This window comes from Atribacterota bacterium (assembly GCA_028717805.1).
In the GTDB taxonomy this organism is placed as follows: domain Bacteria; phylum Atribacterota; class Phoenicimicrobiia; order Phoenicimicrobiales; family Stramentimicrobiaceae; genus Stramentimicrobium.
Genome location: JAQUNC010000069.1, coordinates 1 through 6,243 on the forward strand (window position 1 = coordinate 1; position 6,243 = coordinate 6,243).

At 37.3% G+C, this 6,243-nt stretch carries 5 protein-coding genes and 2 riboswitches; all 5 genes read right to left on the reverse strand.

All coding sequences use genetic code 11. The features are described from left to right. Positions 1-21: 21 nt before the first annotated feature. A complete protein-coding gene (locus tag PHD84_10265) occupies positions 22-1,593 on the reverse strand; it encodes a transglutaminase domain-containing protein (protein MDD5638178.1) in 1,572 nt (523 codons plus the stop codon). A gap of 119 nt (positions 1,594-1,712) precedes the next feature. Continuing rightward, positions 1,713-1,800: riboswitch (cyclic di-GMP riboswitch) on the reverse strand. A gap of 540 nt (positions 1,801-2,340) precedes the next feature. Then, positions 2,341-2,481: a hypothetical protein gene (locus tag PHD84_10270; GenBank protein MDD5638179.1), complete on the reverse strand. Its 141-nt coding sequence runs from the start codon at positions 2,479-2,481 to the stop codon at positions 2,341-2,343. A gap of 392 nt (positions 2,482-2,873) precedes the next feature. Continuing rightward, a complete protein-coding gene (locus tag PHD84_10275) occupies positions 2,874-3,314 on the reverse strand; it encodes a hypothetical protein (protein MDD5638180.1) in 441 nt (146 codons plus the stop codon). Between the two features lie 87 nt (positions 3,315-3,401). After that, complete coding sequence (locus tag PHD84_10280; protein MDD5638181.1) at positions 3,402-5,261, reverse strand: Ig-like domain-containing protein; 1,860 nt, start codon at positions 5,259-5,261, stop codon at positions 3,402-3,404. Between the two features lie 206 nt (positions 5,262-5,467). Next, positions 5,468-5,554, reverse strand: a riboswitch (cyclic di-GMP riboswitch). 419 nt (positions 5,555-5,973) lie between these two features. Beyond that, positions 5,974-6,141 carry a hypothetical protein gene (locus tag PHD84_10285; GenBank protein ID MDD5638182.1) on the reverse strand — a complete coding sequence of 56 codons (168 nt, stop codon included), beginning with the start codon at positions 6,139-6,141 and terminating at the stop codon, positions 5,974-5,976. Positions 6,142-6,243: the final 102 nt, after the last annotated feature.

The window sequence follows — 6,243 nt, forward strand, 5'->3', positions numbered from 1 at the left end:
TTCTTCTTTTGAACAATTTGCTTATGGGTTTATTTTTTCACAATCTATCGTATAATATTCCAAAAATGCTTCATCAGGAAAGTCTATAACAGGAATAGAATACTCAACAGCGGGTACCTGAATAGCCAGGGGCATCAATAGCATTCCATGGGCTGCCGGAATCAAAGGTACATCTGTGTCATTTTGGACTACACAGCGCATAGAATCCTGATTACCGAAATAATAATCAATAAAAATTTGCCTCTGTTGATCGGTTAAGTCTTTTGGGTAATAAGCAAGCTGGGCAGCAGAGGTATCTACCGGTATCCAGCCATAGTTGGGTAAATAGAATTCTGCCCAAAAGTGACCACTAAACTCATCTTTGAAAAGCTGCCAGCCACCGGTGGTTCTAGCCGGGATACCAAGAGAGCGGCACATGGCAGAAAAATACATAGACTGAGCACCACAATCACCCCGCTGGTTTATATGGACATAATCTGTTTCGGTCAGCGATGACCTGGGCCAGAATATCAGATGTGGCATGAAAGCATAATCCACCTGGGTAACAATATAGTCATAAAGCTTGCGGGCAGCAAAATAAGGATTTGTTTCATCACCAACAATAGTCTCAGCCATTTTTCTAATATCTGGAGTTATCTCCGTATTGCCATAAGACCTGGTGTATTTTTGATAGAGAGCAGAATCTTTGTCATATTCTCCAATATTTTCAGGATCTACCAAAAATCTCTGTTCATAGTGATTAAAGGTAAAGCTGACCTGGATTTCCAAATCTTCGGAAAGTTCTTCCATGGGAATTTCCATATATAATAAACCAATTTCCTCATCGATGCTGGGTGGTTGTGTAACCCATTTATCTGGTGTTATAGATTCAATGGTAACCTGGGTCTGTGGACCAGTATTGATGGGCATTGGTAACCATAGACGGTAGGTACCTGTTTCGGGTAACTTGTCTCTGGGAATTGTAATAGCATGAATGCCTCGATAAGTAGCTGGCTTTTGATACTGTTGCCAGGGATGATCCGGCTGTTCCAGGGCATTTTTGTTTACTTTGAGTACCAGATTATTGTATTCCTGCTCTGCTGCTTCATCTGACTGTATCAGTTCTATGTATCGGAACTTGAGATTTTGTATTCCGTCTGAAAAATAATACTCTTCCCCGTCCCAGATATAATGTTCTATCTCTTTGCTGTTAATCCAGTTTTCTATTTGTTCCCCAGTAGCCTGGGGAAATGTCTGCCGGATTACGTCTTCAAGCTGATCAAAAGTATAAGGATAAACCATCTGGAAAATCAATAGTCTTTGCAAGGATTCACTGCACTTAGTAGCCAGGTCCAAATTCTCTTCTTCTAATAGGGTAGAGTATGCCTGCTCATAGAGATTTACTGCCTGACTGAAATTGTTCTGGTCTTCCAGTTTAAGGGCCTGCTGATAAAGTTCTTCACCTTGAGTTTGGTTGTTTCCCATGCAGTATGTGGTTAAAAATGTCAAAGTAATGATAACTAATAAAAAAATATTGATTAACTGTTTTCTATAAGTTCTGAACATTTTTATGGTTCTTTTTGAGCTATTATTTGCACATTTCCGGTTAGGCATATTTTTACTCTCCTTTTAACATTTTTTAAATTATGTAAATTTGTTTATTGAGCGATTTTTAATTTACCAATAAACATCTAATCTTTTGAACTCTTTGACCTCTAAGAATAAAAAAACAAATCGGCGGTCTGGCAGCCCTGGTCATGATATGACGGTAGGCCCATGACTTTGCGCCCTGCCCTTTCGGACAGTTTGCCTTTAGCGATTTATTTTAATTGATATTTAATTAATTAATTGGTTGGTCTATTATTTTATTCCCCATAATTGAGTGGTTTAGACATTATTTTATGAAATTTATATAAATAATAATATTTTCTATAGATTAGATTGTTTTTGCATAAAAAAAAGAATAAAATAACTGCTAAATTAATTTTATCCGAAACTCTACCGGAATAAATGCTGGTATATCGTTACCGATAAAATTTCAAGAGTGGGATTTTCCGGTTTTTTCCCTTCATCCGTACTCGGGAACAATTCATAAGAAACTCTCATAGTATAAATGAAAGCATATCGTTACCTATGAATTCGTAATCCGGTAAATTGCATCGCGATTTAATCATTAACAGCCCACCGTACGGCGGCACTTAAGAAAAATATTATTACATAACAAACATTATCACACCCTGTTCAGGGCAGACGATAATGTGGTGTTATGTAAACTATATTTTATGCCGTGTTGTTTAAGACACACCTCGTTATTCACTCGGTGCGGCACCACGGCATGCGTGCCTTTTCTCTCCGTTTTCGTCAACAGGGACTTATTCCCGAAAAATACAATCCTTGTTCTGCTCTTTCGTTATTTTGCCTGCCTGCTCTCAAATAAATCATTTCAGAGCAGGCTATTTCGTCTTTTCCGCTCAACTGTCTTTTTATTGTGCGCATCTCCATCAACTTGCCCTGCTAAGGATACAGGAAAGAATATCCGTGCAGGGCAGTTTCAGGACATGCTGGGAATAGAATAGGGCATTAAAAGAATAAGATAAAGAGAAGAGGCAATACACCCGCCAGATCCTAAAATGCCATGACTGGCGGGAGAATTGCCGGAAGAAAGAGCATTACTTTTTTCAAAACAGGAAACTATCCCTGACTTGTAAAAAGCAATGCTTAAGAAGAAAGAAAAGACACAAGATCATAACTTCAGAAAAATATCTCAAAAAGAAATACACTTTTGAGCTATTTTGCCTGAAGATATGCAATCAGAGGATGACCATAATTTATGGCAAGAGGAAAAATTACCTCCCCCTTGCCATAAATTATGCCTGTTTAACAGTGTTATTTTTTTAAAGAAAAGGTAGAAAATCTATTCTTGCTTCTGCAGAAACAGGAACATTATTATCGTCTAAACCTTCGACTGAAATGATTGCATATTTGATACCATTAACATTATTGGCACGACCCAAATCATGATCTATGGAAGAAAATGCTGAAACATAATTTGTATCAAACCTATCAATAATTTCCTCAGAATCAAAAACATCTGTGCTTAATAGCTGATTATTATTGTTATATGTTTTAAATGTAAATTCGGTTAAAGTAACACCAACTCCATTTTGTTCGGTTACTGTAATTGTAAAAGGCCATTCATCTAATCCAAAGTCATATGGGGCAGGATTTGGATCGAAAGAAAGATCTAAATCGGCAGTTTTCTGAACACCACTACATCCGATAAATAATAAAGCAAACAACAAAATGAGAAGAGAGCTAATTAATTTTTTATTCATAATTCCTTGAAACCTCCAAAAAATTTCATTTATTATTGATATGTATTTTTTATCATAAAACAGAGAACCGTTGTCCCCTTGTTTCCCCTATGCACCGGCTTGATATTCTGAATTGGGAGATAGTATTTCAAACATAATTCCACTAATATCCCCACTATAATCATCGTCCCACAAATTGAAAAAACGAGCACCGGTATAAGAGGCATTCTCTCTATTTTCTTTTGATATTTCGAAATATAGTTTCATGCTATCATCGCTATGTTTTCCTATACACTCCATTTCAGAAAACCAAAATTCAACCTCATTATTTACTGCAGCTGCAATTAATAATGAACAGGATGCACCGTTAATACCAGGAACCTGAAGTACGAAGTTATTATTTATCATACCATCATTTGAATTTCCAATAGGATCAGTGTTTCTATGACCGGTTATTTTATAAGATTGGGCAAGCCATTCATTTTGATTTTCAAGCGTACAGGTAAAATCATTATTTTCAGTTTCTGTCAAAATGTTATAAAAAGCTGCAATACCGGGATACCCACTACCTGTTTTAGTTATTATTTCCTGGAATCCATCCTGAGGAGTAACAGTTCCCATATCTCCTTCAGTGGCAAAAATAATAATAACCAGATCACCTATATTGGAATTTGGATGTAATGGGACCGAGACAGAAGAAGTATTAGACCCTGCATCGCTGCTGCTGTTAAAATAACCAGGAACTACTTCAGGAGGAGTACAACTCGTTTCAATGGTCACTGTAACTGTCACATCCTCAGCCGGCATGGTGAAGGTATATTCTTCACCTGCTGTTACTTCTGTAGCTGTTATTGAATTAGTGGTATCATCACCTTCCACAGCGATGGAAGAGAAGGCCTTACCTTCTTCAATGTTGCTGATGGTAACTGTTACGGTATCTCCTTCCAAAACGGCTGAATTGGGATTCGCAACAACAGTTGCTGTCCCGCCTTCTACGGAATCCACAGTTACAGTATAGGTTGGAGCAAAATTGGCGGTTACTGTGGCATTAGAATCAGGCATGGTGAAGGTAGTATCGGCACTGGTATTATCAGCAAAGATACCTACGGTCGCAGACCAGCTGTCAAACTTATATCCCCCAGCAGCTTCAGCAGAAATAGTTACCTCAGTTCCTGCAGTATAAGGACCGGTGTTTGTATCATCGCTTGCAGTCCCGGAACCTGTCGGGTCAACAACCATCGTAAGAATATAGGTTTTTTGCATGGGTATCGGTGGAATATCAGTAACATCAGCACCCTCTACTTTGAAGTAGGCAGGTTGAGTCTGTCTTTGTAAAGAAAGGGGAGCTTCAGGAGGATAATCTGCATAGCCTTCTTTACTTACCCTAAACCAGTATTCCCCATTTGGAAGCGTTACTGAGGCTTTACCTTCAACATCAGTTAGGGTATCAGTTTTCTTGTTGAGTCTTTCAGCATCTGTGAATATTTCTATTTTGAATCCGGATAAGTCAATTGAAATACCATTTCTACTGTTTATTCCTACTGGTATTGCATCGATTACTTGAAAATCTACCTCATATTTCTTGATAGTAGGAGGAGAGGGCACATAAGGCTTTGTAACGGTTATCTTTATAGTATCAGTAAAAGCACCGTCTTCTGTTATAACAGTGATATTGGCTACTCCTTTTTTTAATGCTGTCACCAGACCATTTTCATCAACTGCAGCTACATCAGCATTATCCGATTCCCATGTTACTGCTTTATTGTCAGCATCTTCCGGAGTGACTAGTGTTGTTAACTGCAGGGCATCTCCAACTTCGATTGAATGGTCTTCCTCAGTTATACTTACTCCGGTAACTTCTATTACCTCAGGAACAGGAGGTACACAGCCGGTAAATGAAAAAGTCAGAAAAGCCGTTAAAAGTGTAACGATGGTAAAAAGGAAAATCTTATCTTTGTTTCGTTTCATATTTTTATGCTCCTATGTAAATTTTTATAAGGCTTCATTTGTGGGTGTTTAAAATGATCACAAATAAAAAGCAAATATCTATTTGCTTATAGAAAAAGAAGTAATTAATTAAAAGATTTGGCCAATGATCTATTATTTAAGCACCACCTCCCTAATAAATTATTTTATACTTCAGGAAAAAATATATAAGTAGCAAATATAAAAAAATCGGCAGCGTGGCAACCATAGCAAAGGCTTACTTTAGACCCATCGCTTTGCGTCCTGTCTTTTCAGGCAGTTTGCCTTTATCAATTTTTGTTAATAGGTACTATAATATTTTTTAACAAAAGAACTAACAGTATATTATATTTAAAATATACCATACAAAAATATATAAAACCACAAAGTCGAAATAATATTTACAAAATATCGATATAAAGATAAGAATATTATCTCTTTTTTTCTTGTTTTTCCCCACATTTCGGCTCCCCGGAGTGCACGTTCTTTGTTCTGACCTTGCAACTATATTTCCCGCTATTATAACTGCAAGGGAAGAATAAAGTAGTGCACGACTACATAACCGAACAAACGTTTGCCCTGAGTTTGAAGCGGGGTATTTTCCCGCTTGAAACGAAAGCCAAGAACCGCACGATTGCCATCTCTTTTTTACCATCATTTATACTACAGGGGCAAGAAGCGGATATCAATAATATTTACACCTATAATGAAATTTCTACTGATATATATCTACTGCTTTATACCATCCATCCGCTGGCATATCTCCCGTATTACATAATGCAGTATTATCGCTGACCTTCGGGGAAGGTCCGATAGTATCCGTATTATGTAATAGATATATTCCCTCAATATTGGCCTGCGGGAGATATGGCCCGGCACGCAAGTGCCGTCTTGCCCCTGTGTTCAATTAAGGTTAACTATTATATGTTAATGTTTAATGCTATTATATATAATATATTATTGTTATATGGTGTTATAAAGTATT